The organism is Shewanella sp. UCD-KL21, assembly GCF_001957135.1.
Lineage (GTDB): Bacteria > Pseudomonadota > Gammaproteobacteria > Enterobacterales > Shewanellaceae > Shewanella.
Genome location: NZ_MPHK01000015.1, coordinates 90,748 through 109,741 on the forward strand (window position 1 = coordinate 90,748; position 18,994 = coordinate 109,741).

15 protein-coding genes are annotated in these 18,994 nt (G+C 42.4%); 14 read left to right on the top strand and 1 reads right to left on the bottom strand.

Features of this window, described 5'->3' with window-relative positions:
• Positions 1 to 5: 5 nt before the first annotated feature.
• The 5 genes from BM739_RS14005 to BM739_RS14025 all read left to right on the top strand — a co-directional run bounded on the left by BM739_RS14005 (position 6) and on the right by BM739_RS14025 (position 6,309).
• Entirely contained in the window at positions 6 to 734 is a 729-nt protein-coding gene (locus BM739_RS14005; protein WP_076541654.1) for an ABC transporter ATP-binding protein, read from the top strand.
• 21 nt (positions 735 to 755) lie between these two features.
• Positions 756 to 2,069, top strand: coding sequence for an ABC transporter permease (locus BM739_RS14010; RefSeq protein WP_076541656.1), 1,314 nt, complete (start codon positions 756 to 758; stop codon positions 2,067 to 2,069).
• Between the two features lie 22 nt (positions 2,070 to 2,091).
• A complete protein-coding gene (locus BM739_RS14015) occupies positions 2,092 to 3,300 on the top strand; it encodes an FtsX-like permease family protein (RefSeq protein WP_076541658.1) in 1,209 nt (402 codons plus the stop codon).
• 95 nt (positions 3,301 to 3,395) lie between these two features.
• Positions 3,396 to 4,925, top strand: a complete 1,530-nt coding sequence (locus tag BM739_RS14020) for a sigma-54 dependent transcriptional regulator (protein WP_076541660.1) — start codon at positions 3,396 to 3,398, stop codon at positions 4,923 to 4,925.
• 52 nt (positions 4,926 to 4,977) lie between these two features.
• A complete protein-coding gene (locus BM739_RS14025) occupies positions 4,978 to 6,309 on the top strand; it encodes a PAS domain-containing sensor histidine kinase (RefSeq protein ID WP_076541662.1) in 1,332 nt (443 codons plus the stop codon).
• A 105-nt stretch (positions 6,310 to 6,414) separates the two neighbouring features.
• On the opposite strand, the gene BM739_RS14030 is transcribed toward BM739_RS14025, so the two are convergent.
• A complete protein-coding gene (locus BM739_RS14030) occupies positions 6,415 to 7,848 on the bottom strand; it encodes a hypothetical protein (RefSeq protein ID WP_076541664.1) in 1,434 nt (477 codons plus the stop codon).
• Between the two features lie 832 nt (positions 7,849 to 8,680).
• On the opposite strand from BM739_RS14030, the gene BM739_RS14035 reads away from it, so the two are divergent.
• The 9 genes from BM739_RS14035 to BM739_RS14075 all read left to right on the top strand — a co-directional run.
• Positions 8,681 to 9,064 (top strand): MAPEG family protein, encoded by a 384-nt coding sequence (locus BM739_RS14035; RefSeq protein ID WP_076541698.1) that lies wholly within the window; start codon positions 8,681 to 8,683, stop codon positions 9,062 to 9,064.
• A gap of 140 nt (positions 9,065 to 9,204) precedes the next feature.
• Positions 9,205 to 10,851, top strand: coding sequence for a LytS/YhcK type 5TM receptor domain-containing protein (locus BM739_RS14040; RefSeq protein WP_076541666.1), 1,647 nt, complete (start codon positions 9,205 to 9,207; stop codon positions 10,849 to 10,851).
• A gap of 18 nt (positions 10,852 to 10,869) precedes the next feature.
• Complete coding sequence (locus BM739_RS14045) at positions 10,870 to 11,637, top strand: LytTR family DNA-binding domain-containing protein (RefSeq protein WP_076541668.1); 768 nt, start codon at positions 10,870 to 10,872, stop codon at positions 11,635 to 11,637.
• A gap of 286 nt (positions 11,638 to 11,923) precedes the next feature.
• Positions 11,924 to 13,129 (top strand): OFA family MFS transporter, encoded by a 1,206-nt coding sequence (locus BM739_RS14050; RefSeq protein ID WP_076541670.1) that lies wholly within the window; start codon positions 11,924 to 11,926, stop codon positions 13,127 to 13,129.
• 282 nt (positions 13,130 to 13,411) lie between these two features.
• Complete coding sequence (locus BM739_RS14055) at positions 13,412 to 14,872, top strand: FUSC family protein (RefSeq protein WP_076541672.1); 1,461 nt, start codon at positions 13,412 to 13,414, stop codon at positions 14,870 to 14,872.
• A gap of 192 nt (positions 14,873 to 15,064) precedes the next feature.
• Positions 15,065 to 16,039, top strand: coding sequence for an HlyD family secretion protein (locus BM739_RS14060; RefSeq protein WP_076541674.1), 975 nt, complete (start codon positions 15,065 to 15,067; stop codon positions 16,037 to 16,039).
• Positions 16,032 to 16,958 carry an ABC transporter ATP-binding protein gene (locus BM739_RS14065; protein WP_076541676.1) on the top strand — a complete coding sequence of 309 codons (927 nt, stop codon included), beginning with the start codon at positions 16,032 to 16,034 and terminating at the stop codon, positions 16,956 to 16,958. The genes BM739_RS14060 and BM739_RS14065 overlap by 8 nt, the downstream gene beginning before the upstream one ends.
• Positions 16,955 to 18,052 (top strand): ABC transporter permease, encoded by a 1,098-nt coding sequence (locus BM739_RS14070; protein WP_076541678.1) that lies wholly within the window; start codon positions 16,955 to 16,957, stop codon positions 18,050 to 18,052. Before BM739_RS14065 ends, BM739_RS14070 begins: the two co-directional genes overlap by 4 nt.
• Positions 18,053 to 18,711: 659 nt before the next feature.
• Positions 18,712 to 18,994: reverse transcriptase N-terminal domain-containing protein (locus BM739_RS14075; protein WP_175609533.1), on the top strand; the 283-nt coding region annotated here is incomplete at its 3' end.

The following is an 18,994-nucleotide window of genomic DNA, read 5'->3' on the forward strand; positions in this document are numbered from 1 at the left end:
ACAAAATGTTATCAATGAAAAATATTAGCAAAGTATTTAAAACGGATTTAGTTGAAACCCATGCATTACGTGAGTTTAACCTTGAAGTGGCAGAAGGTGAGTTTGTTGCCGTCACGGGGCCATCAGGCTCTGGTAAAACCACCTTTTTGAATATTGCGGGCTTACTTGAAGGTTTTACTGACGGCGAATATCACCTTGATGGCGTCAATGTATCAAACCTTAATGACAATAAAAGTGCTCAGGTGCGCAATGAAAAAATTGGTTTTATCTTCCAAGGCTTTAACCTTATTCCAGATTTGAATTTAGCTGAAAATGTTGAAGTGCCGCTGCGTTACCGAGGCTTTAATAAAGCCGAACGTAAACGCCGTGTGGAATCAGCATTAGAACAAGTCGGTCTTGCTGCCAGAATGAAGCATTTACCGACGCAACTATCCGGTGGGCAACAGCAACGAGTTGCTATTGCTCGAGCACTGGCGGGTGAGCCACGCTTTTTACTTGCCGATGAGCCAACGGGTAATTTAGACAGCTTAATGGCGAGCCAAGTGATGGAATTATTAGAAAATATTAATCAGTCAGGCACCACTATTATCATGGTAACCCATGATGCAGAACTTGCTCGCCGAGCTCAGCGTAATATCCAAATTGTCGATGGTCAGGTTTGTGACTTTTCCATGTATCAACAAGCTGACCACAGTGTGGTAGCCGATTTACAAAAAGTCGCTAATGACGCCTAACCACTAAGCAGGAGTATCACTATGTTTTTATACTATTGCGATCTGGCTTGGCGCAGCATCAAGAAAACCCCAATGTTGTCATTGCTAATGATATTAGCCATATCCATAGGTATTGGTATTACCATCACCACCTTAAATGTCTATAAAACCATGTCGTATAACCCGGCTGGAGATCGTAGTGAGCAAATTAATTCGGTGCAGTTATGGAGTCAGGGATTAGACTCGTGGGATGGCTTTCAATCTAACCTGACTTATACCGATGTGACCAACCTTCGCAATAATAATGATTTATCTGTTAAAGCGGCCTCTTTTCGAACTGGTTTAGCCATGCAGTCAGAGGATCCTCAAATACAGCCGGTGTTAAAAAGTGTGCGGGTTATCGATAGAGACTTTTTTACTATTTTTGAGGTGCCTTTTTTATACGGTGATCGTTGGGACAAAAGTGTCGATGCTCAACCTGCCTATCAAGTGGTGATAGGTGAGAAACTTAATCAAAGCTTTTTTGATGGGGCTAACAGTGTCGGCAAAACCATTTATTTAAACCGCAAACCCTATCAAGTAGTGGGGGTGATAAAAGATTGGAACCCACAACCGAAATATTACGATCCACTTAATGGGGCGTTTAATGATGCAGAAGAGATTTTTGTACCGTTTTCATTAACCCCACTAGAAGAATTTGATGTTTGGGGAAACACCAATGGTTGGAAGTTTGAGCCAATGCTGACTTATCAAGACAGATTAAATTCTGAAAAAACCTGGATTCAGTTTTGGGCCTTATTACCAACGGTTGCCGACAAGCAACAGCTGCAAACTTGGTTAACGCAATATGTTGAGCAACAACGAAGCTTTGGCCGCTTTACTGATACTGCTAAAACCACAGCAGTATCAGTGCAAATTAGTGATATTGAGAAGTGGTTAGTGGATAGTGAAGTTGTGCCCCGAGATAACAAAATCCTCGTTGGGCTTAGTGTATTATTTTTGACTGTATGTTTAGTCAATATTCTTGGGTTGTTATTGACCAAATTCTTAAAACGCGCTCCAGAAGTCGGCGTTCGCCGCGCCATTGGTGCCAGTCGTGGACAAATCTTCAGTCAATATATGGTTGAGGTGGGCATTATTGGCTTTATCGGTGGTGTGGTCGGCTTGTTATGGGCCTGGGGATCATTAACCCTACTTGAGTCGCAGTTTAATGTTGATGCCAGTGTGGCAGGGCTTGATAGCAGTATGTGGATTATAACCCCGATAATAGCGATTTTAACCGCGGTATTAGCGGGTGTGTATCCTGCTTGGGTCGTGTGCCGCACAAAACCTAGTGTGTATTTAAAAGCGCAATAGCCAACAAAAAAAGGAATTCGACATGTTACATATCAAACCGATTATATCGAGTTTATTGCGCAGTAAGAGCGGCCCTATCTTGTTGCTACTGCAAATTACTCTGTCTGTGGCGATAGTCGCTAATGCCAGCTTCATTATTCATGAACGTTTAACCATGATGCAGCGAGACTCTGGTTATGCTGAAGAGCAAATCTTTAAATTCAATGTTTATAACTTTGACCCTGCCATTGATAACCTTGAGCAAAACAAGGTTGATCAACAAATATTGCGCAGCTTGCCCTATGTGATTGATGCGTCATCAACTAATATGATGCCGTTAAGTGGTGGTGGTTGGTCTGATATTTATAATGATGGCCCTGATGCTGAAACGGCTAAACAAACCCCTAGTTTTGCTTTTTATTTAGGCAGTGATCATCTGCTGAATACTATGGGGGCTAAATTAATTGCCGGGCGCAGTTTTAGACCTGAAGAAATGAATACCAGCTTAGATGATAGCGGTATGCTTGCAATGGTGTCTCAGCCATTTGCTAAAGCGTTTTGGGGCGATGAGTCCCCCATTGGGAAAGTCGTGTATCAAGGTACAAACCCCATTGAAATTATCGGGGTGATTGAAAAGCTGCAAGGCGCTTGGGTTAATAGTGATAACTTTGAATACAGTGTGATACAAAACATTGATTTTAGTGGTCAAAGTGCAAATAAAACCTATATGGTGCGGGCACTACCTGAGCATATTGCAGATTTAGAAGCGGTTATCGTTAAAGCCTTGCATGCTGACAACCCCAACCGGGTTATTGATGATTTTACCTCACTGACAGAACTGAAAGATCGCACTTACAGTAACCACCGTTTAATGGCGACAGTACTGAGTATGATGGTGGTGCTATTGTTATTGATTACTGCATTAGGCTTAACAGGGATGGTGATGTTTAATATCCAGCGTCGCACTAAACAGATAGGTACTCGCCGTGCGTTAGGGGCTAAAAAGCGCGATATTGTCAGTTACTTTATGGTAGAAAACTATTTAATTTGCATTGCTGGCGGCATTATCGGAGGCTTGCTGGCATTGCAATTAGGCCAGCAATTAATGACCCTATATAGCCTGCCTATGCTGCCCAGTGTTTACCCATTTGCCGCCGTCGTGGGCTTATTATTGGTGACCACCTTTGCAGTCATAGTGCCAGCAGCACGTGCAGCAAGGATTTCACCTGCGATGGCCACCCGCAGCGTTTAGAGCAAATGTACCGTAAGATACCCTCGTAAATGAGGCTATTTTACGGTAGTTTGAACCCCATAAGGGCATCCCTAAAAAGAGAACAATGATCACACATGGATAGTATTTTAGTCGTTGATGATAATCATGCCATTTGTAGCGCTCTGACATTAATGTTGGATATTCATGGCTATAAATCATTAAGCTGCGAAACCCCAGAGCAGGCTTTGCAGATAGTGGCAGAGCAAGATATCAGCTTGGTGATCCAAGATATGAACTTCACCCAAGACACCACCTCAGGTGAAGAGGGCAAGCAGCTGTTTTACACCTTGCGGGAACAACAACCCAATTTACCTATCATCTTAATGACCGCTTGGACTCAACTAGAAACTGCGGTTGAGCTGGTTAAAGCAGGTGCTGCGGATTACATGGGTAAGCCTTGGGATGATGCCAAGTTGCTTAATAGCATCAGCAATTTACTGTCGATTTATCATCTATCTAAGAAAAATAATCAATTGTCGCGAGTTGATTCTGAACGCATGAGCGCCATTAAAGACGCTGATTTATGCGGTATGGTATTCGGTAGCGGCGCCATGCAGCGTTGCATAGACTTAGCACTGCAAGTTGCGCGCTCAGATGTGTCGGTAATGATTACTGGCCCCAATGGCGCAGGTAAAGACAAGATTGCTGATATTGTCCAAGCGAATTCATTGTTAAAAAGTAAGCCGTTTATAAAAGTGAACATTGGCGCATTACCAATGGAGTTATTAGAAGCTGAGCTATTTGGCGCCGAAGCGGGGGCTTTTACTGGCGCAAATAAAGCACGTATTGGCCGTTTTGAAGCGGCGGATGGCGGCACTTTATTTTTAGACGAAATTGGTAACTTGCCTTTATCTGGGCAAGTGAAGTTATTGCGGGTATTACAAACGGGTGAGTTTGAGCGTTTAGGTAGCCATCAAACTCGTAAAGTGAATGTGCGCGTGATTAGCGCTACCAATGCTGACTTGGCTCAAGACATTAGTCATGGTCAATTCAGAGAAGATTTATTCTATCGTTTAAATGTCATCGAACTAGCGTTAGCGCCGCTTAATCAACGCATTGATGACATATTGCCATTAGCCAACTTCTTTGTCGGTGAATCATTTTGTTTTGATAAACAGGCGCAGCAAGCGCTATTAACCCATGCTTGGTCAGGTAACGTGCGAGAGCTTGAAAATGTTTGTAAAAGAGCGGTGTTATTGGCTAAATCATCACAACTAAGCATCGCTGATTTAGGTTTATCTCAACAACACACGCTTGCTGAAGTAGATCAAAATCAACACCTTGCAAACGCAATGGCTGCGGATCAAAGTGCAGATACTGTAACTGCACCTGAAACGAGCAACGCTATTTCAGCCAATAGTGTTAGCAATAACACCACTGCTAAAACCATAACTCAAACCACTGCTAAAACCATAAATAAAACCATAAATAAAACCATAACTAAAACCATAACTAAAACCACAGCCGAGTCGGATAAACAGCAGATTGAACAGGCGTTAACGGCTCATAATGGGGTCATTTCCAGAGTCGCGAAAGCGCTCGGGTTAAGTCGTCAAGCACTGTACCGGCGGATGGAAAAGTATGGCTTGTCAGTAAATAAATAATTTTTGCTCAGCAGCGTAGTTATTGAACATCAACTTAGAGAACAAACCTTAAATGAGCCTACGTAACAAACTGGTACTGTCAAATTTAGTCTGCACCTTAGTGTCATTGTTGCTGGCTTACGGTCTATGGCAATGGCTTGGGGATGAGTTGTTATGGGCCGCAGTGGTTGTGAGTTTGGGTTTGTGTTTTTTACTCAGTATGTACCTGACACGTCAACTGGGCGAAAGTTTACAAGCGCTGGAAGTTGGCTTACTTAACTTTAAAGATAACGAATTTAGTGTGTCATTACCTGAATATGCTGAGCCGCAACTAAATGAACTGGCCGATTTATATAATCAAGCCTCGGCCAAGCTGCGCAAAGAGCGGCAGTTTATTTATCAGCGCGAATTAATGCTCGATAAAGTCATTCAAAACTCACCTAACATCATGTTGCTGGTGGATGATAATCAGCGCATTATTTATGCCAACGATGCTGCAAGGCACTTATTTAATCAGGGGATTAGAATCGAAGGCATGCTGCTTTGCGATCTAATTTCAGTATTACCAAGCGCGTTAAAGCAGGCGTTAAATAGTGAGCATGAAGGCTTGTTTTCCATTGATGCCAAAGGCGAAGGGTTAAGCGATGATAGCGCGGGCGACATCGAAACATGGCATATCTCCCGCGGGCAGTTTAATCAAAATAATCAACGTCATCATTTAATTTTACTTAAACAATTAACCAAAGAGCTTAATCGCCAAGAAGTGGCGGTGTGGAAAAAAGTCATCCGCATTATCAGTCATGAGTTGAATAACTCTGTGGCGCCAATTGCCTCAATGGTCAACTCAGGGCGGGTGTTAACGAAAGATTTTGATAACCAAAGATTAGCGCTGATATTTGATACCATTGAAAATCGCACCGCCCATTTAAGCCAATTTATTTGCCATTATGCGCAATTTGCCAAGCTGCCTTTACCGAAAAGGTCGCCTGTTAATTGGGATAATTTCATCGAGCAACTAGCCCAGCAATACCCGTTTCGGTTAACCTCAGCATTGCCGCAAACAGCCATTGGCTTAGACAGTGTGCAATTAGAACAGGCGCTAATAAACCTACTTAAAAATGCCCACGAGTCAGGGGCGGATAAAGATGAGGTCACGCTGGCCTTTTTAGAGGTCAGTCATCCAGCTGTTGGGGTGATGATCACTATTGAAGATAACGGCTCAGGCATGTCTAGCGAGGTGTTGTCCCAAGCCTTATTACCGTTTTATTCCACTAAACAATCGGGCACCGGCATTGGCTTACCATTATGCCGCGAGATTGTTGAAGCCCATGGCGGTCATATCACCATGCAAAACCGCGCTGAAAAAGGCTTAAGCGTTAAACTGTGGCTGCCTAACGAGGCGTGATTAGCGAGTGAAAAACGGCGTTAATTAATAATAAAAGCCCACTAGCTGTCACTATCTCAAGCTAATGGGCTGTTAAGTCTTCAGTGTATTGCAGCGCAAAGCGCGTTATAAATACTCAACTTCCAATGAAATCAGCATCGCATCATCATCTTCAGAGGTGAACTCGGCTTTTAATACAAAGTCATCGCTTTCGACATTAACTATCTCATACCATGCACTGGCTTGATCGCTAAAGTGTGCCAACATAGCTTCACGGGTGGCAGGGATATTAATGGATTTTAAATAAGCCATAAACTGCTCATCTGACTCAATAGGGTAGTTAATACTCTCAGAGAGTTTTACTTTTTGAATGACATTATTGTAATGCTTAACCTGGACATTTTTTGACAGTAAACTCCAAACGCCGTTGTTTGAAAACTGAATAACATTAGGCACAAAACGGTTAACTAGCGCATCGAGCGTGTCGGGTTGATTATTCTCAGTAGGTAAAAGTACTTCAGTTAACTTTTGGGTATTGAGCTCCGAAAATAATATCTCATCATTATCACGGCTGTATTTTCTTGATTTAAAGGTGAAACCTGTGAGCAGTAATTCAGGCTCATCGCTGGTGATAGAAGAAAACTCATCAAACTCTAACGTTAGTAAGTTTTTATGATTGGAGACGATATATTCTTCAGTACTGGTTTGCTTTAAATAATCAAGCTTATTGCGCACTTGCAGCACTTCATCACGGTATCCGGCTTTATCATCAATCAGCCAGTTATTATCAAATCTTTCGTTGTAGCTAATTAAATTTTTGCCATTGTAGTTAAGTAAAGAGCGATCTTTATAGGATATTTGCTGAATTTTATTGTTGTCGATAATAAACCACAGTTCGCGGCCATATAGCCATGCTTGGGATTGATCTTTCAAGGTAAATAAAGCGCTGGCAGGTCCTAGTAATTCAATCAGACGTTGGCTTGAATCATCAATGCTAACCCCGTAGGCGCTAGATAGAGTCACATTAGTTGAAGGAAAGCTCGCTTCTCTTGCAAGGCTAGATAATTCTTGTTCTGACAGTATTGTAATCGCAGGGCTAATTTGTGACTGCGCTACAGTGACTTGTGGCGCTGTGGTCGTTTTGGGTTTAGCTGCAATGCGATTGGTCGTTGCTGCCGTTGAAACGTTAGTGGCTGGCGCCGGCTTTTTAAAGCTAATGGGTTTACGACTAAGTTGATTATAAGCGGTTTTCACCGAAGATAATCGGTCATCTTCGTCGCAAAAATCAATTAAGTCAGCAGTGATAATAATTTTATTGGCTTCAATTAAATTAGTAATAATGACGGCATCGACCCGCTTTTGTTTGGCTTTTTTCTGGATCAGGCGAAAGCTAGTTTCTATCAATTTATCATTTGAGCTATTTTTAAGGGTATTTTCCACATAGATGCCATCGATCACTGTTGGCGTACACACAGGCAGATGATCGAGTATCGGTGGTAACGATTTAGCTGAAACTTGTAAACTGACAAAGAGTAAAATGAGAACCAGTAATCTGTTCATGATTTAGCGCTTCCTTGTGGGTGTTTTTATTATTATCCATCACGAAATAAACGTCATTTCATACACTATGGTTAAAACTAACTAATCAATTAGCCTTCTTTTTCATGAGGTTATTTTTGTTATTCCAATTCATTATGAGCTGGAGTACAAGCTCTAACTTAACAATTCATTAACAATGCTGTCAAAAGATTTTTAGGAATAAGTAGTTAAAAAATGTGCATAAAAACAACTTTTATTGTTTAAGAATGATACAGCTAGGGTGGCGAGTACTCGTGTCATAATCAGCCCATGGTTTATCTATTTATGAGCAATGACTGACAAATCTTGAACGCGTGAAGGTTGCGATCGTGACAGTGGCTCAAATTACAGTGAACAGATCGCTCAGCTAAAGCACTGTTCTAAAGCACTGTTCTAAAGCACTGTTCTAAAGCACTGTTCTAAAGCACTGAGCTAAAGCAAAACTTATCGATATAGCGCATAGAGTGGTTAGACTCATGCTGTCAGTAGGCAGGGTTTCATTGCTGGAAGATTAGCTTTAGTAACCTCAAGCAGGCGCTGTATCAGTTGCATTGGGGAAGTTGTTACTAGGCTGTTATGACTGGCGGCTAATTTAACCAAGGTGTGTTTTTGATTTTAAAGGCTTAATAATGAATCACTTTGTTTAAAATAAATTCTGATGACTGTGCATAAGTTACTAGTAACGGTTTTGCAGGATGAAATGGTCCATGGCTAATCAATCATTTATAAAGCATTAGCTGGATAAAACATTGGGCTTAAAAAGTAATTAATGATTTACTAGTCATTAATGACCTTAACTTACTCGGGCTACTTTATGCAAACGTTACTGATTTGTCTGTTTGTCACAATCTTATTACCCTATTTAGCCAAGGGGCCAGTTGCAGTGGCAATGGCAAAACTCGGTGGTTATGACAATGCACATCCGCGGGCACAGCAAGCTAAGCTAACCGGTTTTGGCGCAAGAGCATTAGCAGGGCATCAAAATGCCTTTGAATCTTTGATCGTTTTTGGTTTATGCAGTTTAACCGCGATCGCAACTGATAATGTTAATGCCACGGTTTCGACGTTAGCGATAGTGCATGTGGCTGCGCGAGTGGTCTATCACTTGCTGTACTTAAAGGGCTTATCAACGATGCGATCACTGGCTTGGTTTGTGGCAATTTTCTGTTCATTTGGCATTTTTTGGCAAGCTTTTTAAACTTAGAAAATCTTAAACTTCTTTACTCGATATGAAGCTATCTACAATTTATCCTTAAGGTCAAATACTGGCATAGTAAAAAATTCATCATATAATTCTTATACCTATTGCTATCAATTAGGTTTATTAGAGGCGCTGCTATGTATACCGAGCAATTGATGATGTTAATCGCCGTATTTGAACGAGCAGCCTTAATGCTGATGCTGCTGTTTTTACTCACTCGCACTCGCAGTTTTCAAAAAATCATCACCAAACCAAATCGAAAACCGATTGAGATGGCGATGATGTCGCTGTTATTTACTTTATTTGCGGTTATGAGTACCTACACCGGCATTGAGGTCGATGGCTCCTTGGTTAATGTGCGTATTATTGCGGTGTTATCTGGTGGCATCCTTTTTGGCCCTTGGGTAGGGATCCCAGCCGGTATCATTTCTGGGCTGCATCGTTATTTAATTGATCTTGATGGCGCGACTTCAACCGCCTGTTTAATATCGAGTATTTTTGCAGGCTTTCTGGCAAGTTGGATACATCTAGGTGTCGATAAAAAACACTATACCTGGTATGGCATTTTAGCGGGGGTGATCTGCGAGGTGCTGACCATGGTGCTGATAGTGGTGTTTTCAGATGATTATGAGCAGGCGCTGGTGATTGTGCGTCACATTGGTTTGCCGATGATATTGGGCACTGTGTCCATCGGGCTGATTATCAAGTTAGTGCAAGATATTGATGATGAAAAAGATTGGATTGCTGCGCAGCAGGCAAAATTGGCCTTAGATATAGCCAATAAAACCTTACCTTATTTTCGTCAAAATGATCGTCAGTCGTTAATTGCGGTATGCCAGATCATTCGCCTTGATACTCAAGCGGATGTGGTGGCGATAACTGATACTACCTCAGTACTGGCTTATGTGGGTATAGGCCAAGAAAACTACCTAGAGCCCCACAATAAAATTAACGAGATGACCGAACAAGCCGTTGCCACAGGCAAACAAATTATTAGCAATAACCTTGATGCCCATGACTTTCATTCATTGTTAATCATTCCATTAAAGGAAAACAATGTCGTTACTGGTACCTTAAAAATATTTTACCGTGAGCCTTATCAAATTAAGTCCTCACTGCGGGAAATGGCGGTGGGATTATCGCAGCTGATTTCTACCCAAATGGAAGTGTCGCGCATCGAACAGTTAAAAACCATGGCCTCAAAAGCAGAGTTTTCGGCGCTGCAAAGTAAAATTAATCCGCATTTTTTATTTAACGCTCTCAATGCTATCTCGACGTTAATACGTATTCGACCTCAGCAAGCTCGAGAGTTGATCGCCAAGCTAGCGGACTTTTTACGCTTTAATTTAGATCACACCGATGAGCTGATAGATATCCAAGAAGAGCTGCAACAGGTGCGGGATTATGCCGCGATTGAGCAAGCGAGGTTTGGGCCTAAATTAACCGTCAGCTTTGATATTGATGATGTACATACTTGTGTGCCAAGCTTACTGATACAGCCGCTGGTGGAAAATGCCATTTTACATGGCATTCAGCCTGCCTCGTACCCTGGCGAGGTGGTGATTACGGTTAAAAAGCAGCAAGATGATCGGGTTAAAATTACCATTCGTGATACTGGGGTTGGCATCGATCCGGCTTTGATTGCTAAGTTGCACCAAGGAACCATAGACAGCACGAGCATCGGCTTGATGAATGTACACCAAAGGTTAAAGCTACTCTATGGTGCAGGCTTAGAGATTACTGCGCTGACAAAAGGCACTGAGATGTCTTTTTTCATTCATTAGTAGACTATAGGGGTAACTATGCTAAAAGCCTTGATTGTAGAAGATGAATACCTAGCACGAGAAGAGCTGAGTTATTTGATCGCAACCCATAGTCAGATTGAAGTCGTGGCGAGTTTCGATGATGGCCTTGAAGCGTTTAAATACCTGCAAAGCAATAAAGTGGATGTGATATTTCTTGATATTAATATTCCCTCTATTGACGGCATGTTATTGGCGAGAAACATTCATCAATTTTCTGAAAAGCCGCATATCGTGTTTGTGACTGCCTATAAAGAGCACGCAGCAGATGCCTTTGAGTTAGAAGCATTTGATTATTTACTCAAGCCTTTTAATGAGCAGCGGGCTATTGGGGTGTTACATAAACTTGAGCAAGAACAAGCTCAAAAACACCTACCCGCAGCGGATGTTAATGTCGACCTTTTGCCAGTGAACGCTGACAAGCCCAAGGTCAGCCTTAATCGGACCATTAATTTAACCCAAAATAATCGCATTGTGGTCAGCTATGTTAATGATATTTATTATGCGGTTGCCAACGAAAAAATCACTGAGGTATATACTCGCGAAGGGGCGTTTCATGTGCCTTATACCATCACTGACTTGATGGAGCGCTTACCGAGCGAATCGTTTTTTCGCTGCCATCGCTCCTATTGCATTAATATCGATAAAATTCGTGAGATCATCCCTTGGACCAATAGCACCTATCTGTTAAAACTGCGCGATATTGACGGTGAAGTGCTGGTGAGTCGCAGTAACATAAAAACCTTTCGAGCACTGATGAACTTATAACCGCTGCAGCCATTGGTTAGCTAACGACCTATTCAACACCATCTAACCATAACGACGACTCAAAAAGACGACTCCCAAAACGATGCAACCCCCTTGCTACTGCAGGTAAACTCACTCAGCATTTAACCCCCATAAATGCATTTCATGCCGATATATTGCATTTGATGCCGCTATTTTACAGCTCATGTTTTAGTTAATTCAGACTATTGTCTTCCTCTCAAAAAGCCGTATTTTGACCGCCATATTGTTAAATTAATCATTAATTATTGCTGTGGAGAGTGACACTATGTCAGCACAAATATCAAACCGAGCGCGTATTATGACGCTTATTGGTACCATTTTGGCGCAGTTCGCCTTGGGTTCGGTATACACATGGAGCTTATTCAATGCCCCATTAGCTGAGAAGCTGTCACTTCCAGTGAGTAACGTGGCGTTTACTTTCGGTATTTTAAGCTTATCACTGGCCGTTGCCTCGTCAGTGTCGGGCAAGTTACAAGAGCGCTTTGGGGTTCGTAATGTCACCATTGGTGCTGGGTTATTAATCGGCGCGAGCTTATTTCTTACTGCGCATGCAGATAGCCTATTAATGTTATATGTATGTGGCGGCCTGTTAGTGGGGTTTGCTGATGGTACTGGTTACCTAATGAGCCTATCTAACTGCGTTAAATTATTCCCTGAACGTAAAGGTTTAGTGTCTGCTTGTGCTATTGGTGCATACGGCCTTGGCAGTTTAGGCTTTAAATACATCAACATGTATATGCTGACCCATTCAGGTTTGGCGATGACATTTGATACATGGGCTGTGATTGCCATGGTGCTAGTCATTGCGGGTGGATTAATGATGAAAGATGCCCCCATTCAAGAAGTATCAACCGCAGAAAACAGCGTCGCAAACAGAGACTTTACACTGGCGCAAGCAATGAAATCATCACAGTTTTGGGTACTAGCATTAATCTTTTTAACCATCTGTATGAGTGGCTTATACGTGATTGGCGTGGCAAAAGACATTGGCGAAGGTTATGTACATTTAAGTATGGCAACAGCAGCATCTGCAGTAGCAGTGATTGCGGTGGCTAACCTCTCAGGTCGTTTAGTTCTTGGTGTGTTATCTGACAAAATGGAGCGCATGAAAGTCATCAGCATTGCGCTTATTGTATGTTTAGTGGGTGTCGGTTCGCTGTTATTTGTTCACTTAAATGCGTGGAGCTTTTACTTAGCCGTTGCCTGTATCGCCTTTAGTTTTGGTGGCACCATTACTGTGTTCCCATCGCTAGTGAGTGACTTCTTTGGCCTTAACAACTTAACCAAAATTTATGGCTTTATTTATCTTGGCTTTGGTATTGGCAGCATCATTGGCTCTATTGTCGCTTCGTTATTTGGTGGCTTTGTACCGACTTTCTATTTAATGCTAGGACTGATCGTATTATCAACCGTCATCTCTTTTATGGTGAAGTTACCGCAAAACAAGCCAGCTGTAGCCATGGCTAGCTAGTTTTAATTACGCTATTGGGACCAAGTGGTCTGAATATCGCGTTGAGCTTTTTAGTTCCAACCTCCTTTACGCCGCAGCAATGCGGCGTTTTTTTTGGCGCATATCCCCCCAGTTGCAGCGCATTATTAAAGGAAGTATTTTCATGGTAAATCCAAAGCGTGAGTATACAGATAGTGGTATTGTCGTTATTAGGCTAAATTCTATTCAAGCTATTCATATAGTGAGTATAGTTAACCTAATCTAGGTTTAAGCGTTAGCTTAACGATACATTAAGGTCATTTATTGGAGAAATTTCTAAATAAAACCGCCAATAAAGAAGCCATTAAGATTGCTTTAGCAATTTCGGCTTCTATTTGCTGTGCCTTGTGGCTGCAATGGGAAAAACCCTATTGGTCAGCTATGGCGGCTTTAGTGATGGGGATGAACGAGTCTTTTGGTCATGCGATTAAAAAAGGCCGCCACCGGCTTTTAGGTACAGCTATCGGTGTTAGCGCAGGCATTGTATTAATTAGTTTCTTGTCTCAAGACCGCTGGTACTTTTTAGTAGCCTTGTGTGTGATCATGGCTTTTTGCGTCTTTATGGCCAGTGATAAAGACTATGGCTATATCTACACCACTAGCTTTACGGTATGCATTATTGTTGCTTCTGTTGGCGGCTTTGATAGCCAGACAACCTTTGATATTTTATTGTTGCGAATACAAGAAACCGTGCTTGGGGTCATTATTTTTTCGGTGGTTTTTCGGCTTCTATGGCCAAAAGGCACTGAAGATGCGTTCTTTTTGCTGTTTGGTCAAACCCATAAAAAGCTTATGAGTGATTATGAGAGTTTAATTAGTGACATCGCTAGCGGAAATAGCGCTAGTTTAAACCTTGATTATCAGTATTATACTAACAACATTAATAAGTTACATGAGTATTTAAGTGTGCCACTTAAGGGGAGTTACCAGCTACAACATAGACGACATCAATGGTTGAACCTGGTTAAAGCAATATCAGTAGCGCAGTATTACCTTAAACTCATCAAAACTAACCTGCAAAATTCAACCGCTGACTCTAAACAAAAAGCTTATCAGCACGATAAACAACAAACGTTATTAAAACACTGCATCAGCTATTTGCAGGGGATTAATGGTCTGCCCCATGACAATGGTAAAAACAATCCCCAAGCTGCTACAGCCGAGTGTCCTCAAGATATTTTACTGGCTTATGAGTCTTTATCTGAGCAAGCAAAGCCTGCATTGATAAACAAGAAGAATTACCGTCTAGATAGCTATAAAGCATTAAAGTCACAGTGTATTTTTATTACCGCATTGCTGTTATGGATCTATATTCCAATACCTGATAGCTACTTGTTTCCCATGAATGCGGGTATTTTTGCCTGCTTATTAAGTACCATGCCCGACGGGGTGCTTAAGCATTGGATGTGGGGGTATTTGGGCTTTGGGTTAACCTTTATTGCCCAATATGTGCTGATAATGCCGATGATGACAGAGATTTGGCAGCTAGCAGGATTTTACTTTATTAATATGTTTGTCATTTGGCGTATTTTTTCAAAACCTCAGTTTATTATCCATCGCATTATCGGCGGCAATTTAATGATGATGATGACAATGGGCGCTTTACATCGTGTGCCAAGTTACAGCATCGAGACTTCTTTAAGGATGTTGATCTATATTATGATGAGTTTAATTGTGGTGCAGTTTTATACTCACCTGTTCAGCAAAGTAATCACTAAAGCATAAGTAGCGCAGAGTTTATCAAGCCTTTTGGAGGACGACATTTATTAATAACAGATGATTTAAGTGGGCTAAATTGCAAAGCCCAGTATGTAAATATTTCAGACTATAATTTTTGTATGGTGTTAATTATAAATTTACATTTTAAAGTGAGTGTATGTTCAAGCGTCAACCTTTAACCTTTCACAGGGGATATCGATGCAAAAGTTTTTAATCAGTTTGATGATTATCATGGGAGCCAGTGCTTGCTCTCCTGCTACGCCTCCTCAAGCCATTGGCACCTTAGAGCGTGATAGAGTCACATTTACCGCCACCGCCAATGAAATTATCCGTGAACTCCCTGTCATAGAAGGTAGTTTGGTTGAGGCAGGGCAAGTATTGGTTCAGCTTGATACTCAAAATCAACAAGCGATATTGGCCAGTGCCAAAGCAAATGAAGCCAAATCAATTGCCTATTTACTCAAATTAACCAATGGTGAGCGTCCTGAAGATATTGCCGCTGCTCAGGCAAATGTAGCCCAAGCACTGGCGCAATTTGTTGAGGCTCAAAAAAGCTTTCGCCGCCAAGCTGAGCTGGTAGAACGTAAGTTAGTGAGTCAATCTGAAATGGACTCTGCGCTGGCTAATCGTGATGGCGCCCAAGCATCTTTAAATTCAGCTCAGGAAGAATTTAGCAAGCTCACGGCAGGTTCACGAGTAGAGGATATTGAGCAGGCTAAAGCTGATCTCGCGGCCACTCGGGCGGAGTTAGCGCTGCAATCGCAAAAGCTAAATGAGCTAACCATAGTCGCTACCCGTGACGGTATTTTAGATAACCTCCCTTATAACTTAGGTGAACGTGTAGCCATCAATGGCGTGGTGGCAGTGATGCTAGCTAATCGTGTGCCTTATGCACGAGTTTATGTTCCTGAGCCCTATCGTATTCACTTTGTACCGGGTAAAAATGTCACCGTTCATGTGGATGGAGTGGCTAAAGCCTTAAAGGGTAAGGTGCGCTGGGTATCACATGAGGCTTCTTTTACCCCCTATTACGCCCTAACAGAAAACGAACGCTCAAGACTGATGTACCTTGCTGAAGTTGATTTGGAAGAGGCGGCAGCTCAATACCCTTCAGGTGTACCTTCCCAAGTTGATTTGAATTCACTTAATACCGCGGTGGCGGAACATGAGTGAATACGCCATAAATGCCAGCAATGTGGTAAAGAAGTTTGCCGATTTAACCGCGATTGATAATGTCACATTACGTGTACCTAAAGGTTGTATCTATGGCTTTTTAGGCCCTAATGGCTGTGGCAAGTCCACTATGATCAGGGTGTTAACTGGCTTATTAAGTCCAACCGCGGGCGTGGTGAATGTACTTGGGTTATCGATTCCCAAACAGGCTGAGCAGCTTAGATTAAAAATTGGCTATATGACGCAAAAGTTTTCCTTATATGATGATTTAACGGTTGAGGAGAATTTGCAGTTTGTCGGGCAAATTTTTGGGATGAACACCCATGCTTTAAATGAGCGGCTTCAGGCGCAACTTGATACCTATGGCTTAGATACCATTCGCCATCAAAGGGTTGCGGGTATGAGTGGTGGACAAAAGCAGCGTTTATCCTTAGCCAGTGCCACTATGCATAGCCCTGAACTGTTATTTCTTGATGAACCCACCTCGGCGGTAGACCCTGAAAATAGGCGCGAATTTTGGGAGCAATTGTTTGATTTATCTGAGCAAGGCACCACCATTTTAGTCACCACCCATTACATGGACGAGGCTGAGCGTTGCCATCGTTTAGCTGTCATGGAGGCCGGTATTATTCGAGCAGACGGTGAGCCAGAAACCCTAATGGCAGAGATGGGGGTGAATGTAGTAGAAGTAAAAGCGCCGCAATTAAGGGCGCTAAAACTGAAATTATTAAGCAGTGAACATGTGCGCACCGCTGCCCAGCAAGGTGTGCGTTTAAGAGTGTTGGTTTATCAAGAGATTATCGATCCCATTCAATGGTTAAAAACCACCTTTGCAGAACTTGCTGACGCCGATATCAATCTTGCGCGCCCAAGTCTTGAAGACGTATTTGTGTGCGTAACGGGGGAAGGGCACCAATGATATCTTTGCCTCGCTTGAAAGCGGTGATGGTAAAAGAGCTGCGTCAGTTAGCTCGGGATCGGATCACTTTTGGGATGGTGGTTATGATCCCACTGATCCAGTTATTACTGTTTGGTTACGCCATTAATACTGATATACGCCATATCCCCATCGCGGTGGTAGATCAAAGCCAAAGCACAGCAGGTAGAGTCATTACCGAGTCGGTCAAAGTTACCCAAGTTGTTGAGGTGACCCAGCGATATGCAACAGTACAGGAAGCGGAATTAGCCATTAAGCAAGGCGTCGTTAAAGCTGCACTAATCCTGCCCCATGATTTAACCCAGCGGATGATGCAAGATCGGGTGTTAGGTCAATGGATTGTGGATGGCTCAGACACCATGATAAGCGCCGCGATTTTGGCATTACAATCCATGCCATTAACTGACTTTGATTTTGATATTAGGCCGCCCACGGTAAATACATTCGAAGTGGTACTTTATTACAATCCCACTCGTCGCTCAGCAGTCAATATTGTGCCTGGTTTGTTAGGGGTTATTTTGACTATGACTATGATTTTATTTACCAGTACGGCCATTGTGAGGGAGCGTGAACGGGGAAATCTAGAGTTTTTAATCACCACGCCGATCACCGCAATGGAGTTAATGATAGCCAAAATCGTGCCGTATATTTTTGTGGGGCTAGTGCAGGTAGTGATTATTTTGGGTTTGGGTCATGGCATATTTGATGTACCCATTAATGGTTCGTTAGCGCAAATTTTAGCTGGCACCTTATTGTTTATTTCTGCCAGTTTATCGCTAGGGTTAATGATTTCTACCATAGCTAAAACCCAATTACAGGCCATGCAAATGACGGTGTTTGTATTATTACCGTCTATTTTATTGTCAGGGTTTATGTTCCCCTATGAAGGTATGCCCGTCGCCGCGCAGTGGATTTCAGAGACCTTGCCAGCAACACACTTTATGCGCGTTATTCGCGGAGTGGTATTGCGCGAAGCCAATTTGATTGATTTATGGCGCGATACCTTATGGCTTGCATGTTTTACCGTAGTCGGATTAATCATCGCCTCTAGTCGCTTTAAAAAGAATCTAGATTAAGGCTATTTATTTGCTGTCACAGGCTGATTGTAGTGGCATAGTGAATCTGGCCACTGATTTGTAGTTAAACGCACTCTTATAATAGAAAACTTATCGTAAACTTTTCAAAAATTACATTAATTACTAACTCGGAAATGTCCGTGCGACCTGAGGTCGTATGAAGCGCTGTTTACCGCGATAAGAGTGAACCATCTGTATCACCGGATGACCCTAAGACTCTGAATAAAGCAGCGAGTCTGATAATGTAACAAAGTTCGGTTTTATAGCTGAGTGGGAACTGAATCGTGAGAGGACGTTCTTCCTGATAACCACAATCGGGTAAGTGCTAGGGTGTCAGTATGATGAACGTAAGTGAATCCATGTAAGGTGCGTTATACGAGAAGCAGCGGAAGTGGTTTGTACGCTGTGGCCAAAATGGCAATGAGAGTTGGAACTGACGTTGCGCGACATACGGAACAGGGTAAGCCTGTATTGCTCCCTTTGGGAAAGCGGTCTGCAAAGGCCGCCGATAGTCATGCAGGTAAAGGAGGCTAGAAAAAGCGAATGCCGCATTGTAATGACGCGGATACAGGTTGTTATCTGGCGCGAAAGCGAGCTGACTTCTAGCTGGTCTCCCGTTGCAAGATGATTTGAAGAACTTTATTCAAGGAGAAACGCAAATGATGACTTCAATTGAAGTTAGTGCATCCCCTGAGAATGTTCAATGGCAATCCATTAATTGGAAAGCGGTTAAGCAACATGTATTAAAGCTTCAAATGCGCATTGCAAAAGCAACCCGAGAAGGTAAACACGGCAAGGCGAAAGCATTGCAGTGGATACTTACCCACTCAAAATCAGCAAAATTACTTGCTGTTAAAAGAGTTTCTCAAAATAAAGGCAGCAAAACACCAGGCGTTGACGGCATCATTTGGAACAGTGATGCTCGTTGTATGACTGCGGTGA

Coding starts and splice junctions, on each gene's coding strand:
- BM739_RS14005 (WP_076541654.1), top strand. CDS start 6: ATGTTATCAATGAAAAATATTAGCAAAGTATTTAAAACGGATTTAGTT.
- BM739_RS14010 (WP_076541656.1), top strand. CDS start 756: ATGTTTTTATACTATTGCGATCTGGCTTGGCGCAGCATCAAGAAAACC.
- BM739_RS14015 (WP_076541658.1), top strand. CDS start 2,092: ATGTTACATATCAAACCGATTATATCGAGTTTATTGCGCAGTAAGAGC.
- BM739_RS14020 (WP_076541660.1), top strand. CDS start 3,396: ATGGATAGTATTTTAGTCGTTGATGATAATCATGCCATTTGTAGCGCT.
- BM739_RS14025 (WP_076541662.1), top strand. CDS start 4,978: ATGAGCCTACGTAACAAACTGGTACTGTCAAATTTAGTCTGCACCTTA.
- BM739_RS14030 (WP_076541664.1), bottom strand. CDS start 7,848: ATGAACAGATTACTGGTTCTCATTTTACTCTTTGTCAGTTTACAAGTT.
- BM739_RS14035 (WP_076541698.1), top strand. CDS start 8,681: ATGCAAACGTTACTGATTTGTCTGTTTGTCACAATCTTATTACCCTAT.
- BM739_RS14040 (WP_076541666.1), top strand. CDS start 9,205: ATGTATACCGAGCAATTGATGATGTTAATCGCCGTATTTGAACGAGCA.
- BM739_RS14045 (WP_076541668.1), top strand. CDS start 10,870: ATGCTAAAAGCCTTGATTGTAGAAGATGAATACCTAGCACGAGAAGAG.
- BM739_RS14050 (WP_076541670.1), top strand. CDS start 11,924: ATGTCAGCACAAATATCAAACCGAGCGCGTATTATGACGCTTATTGGT.
- BM739_RS14060 (WP_076541674.1), top strand. CDS start 15,065: ATGCAAAAGTTTTTAATCAGTTTGATGATTATCATGGGAGCCAGTGCT.
- BM739_RS14065 (WP_076541676.1), top strand. CDS start 16,032: ATGAGTGAATACGCCATAAATGCCAGCAATGTGGTAAAGAAGTTTGCC.
- BM739_RS14070 (WP_076541678.1), top strand. CDS start 16,955: ATGATATCTTTGCCTCGCTTGAAAGCGGTGATGGTAAAAGAGCTGCGT.